Source organism: Sporosarcina sp. Y1004 (assembly GCF_057669665.1).
Genome location: NZ_JBYHFQ010000062.1, coordinates 1 through 561 on the forward strand (window position 1 = coordinate 1; position 561 = coordinate 561).

The 561-nt window shown below is 42.2% G+C and carries 1 protein-coding gene; it reads right to left on the minus strand.

Annotation, left to right across the window (positions count from 1 at the left end):
- The coding region (locus AC25Y6_RS19595; protein WP_488144205.1) for an aldehyde dehydrogenase family protein at positions 1-561 on the minus strand (561 nt) is incomplete at both ends.

Genomic DNA, 561 nt, shown 5'->3' on the forward strand with positions numbered 1-561 from the left:
TAGTTTTTCTGTTTTAGCAATAAACTTCTCAACGAACTCATCGTAAACATTTTCATGAATATAGATACGCGTACGTGCATCACAAGATTGACCTGTGTTATTGAACGCACCATAGAGTGAACCATCAACAGCCGCCTCAATGTCTGCATCTTCAAAAACAAGGCTTGGAGATTTCCCACCAAGTTCTAGTGTTACGCGTTTTACAGTTCCTGCTGCTCTTGCCATAATGTCTTTTCCGATTGGTGTAGAACCCGTGAACGCAACTTTATTCACTAAATCATGTTCTACCAAGTAGTTACCAATTTCAGAACCAGATCCTGGTAAAATGTTAACAACGCCGGCTGGAACGCCTGCTTCGAAACAAATTTCCCCAAGAATAATAGCTGTAAGCGGCGTTAGTGACGCCGGTTTAATAACAACCGAGCAACCTGCTGCAATCGCCGGAGCAATTTTCCAAGCAGCCATCATTAGTGGATAGTTCCACGGAATAATTTGCGCACATACACCTAGTGGTTCTTTTTCTGTGTAGTTATGGAATTGACCAGGTACGTTGTTTACAGA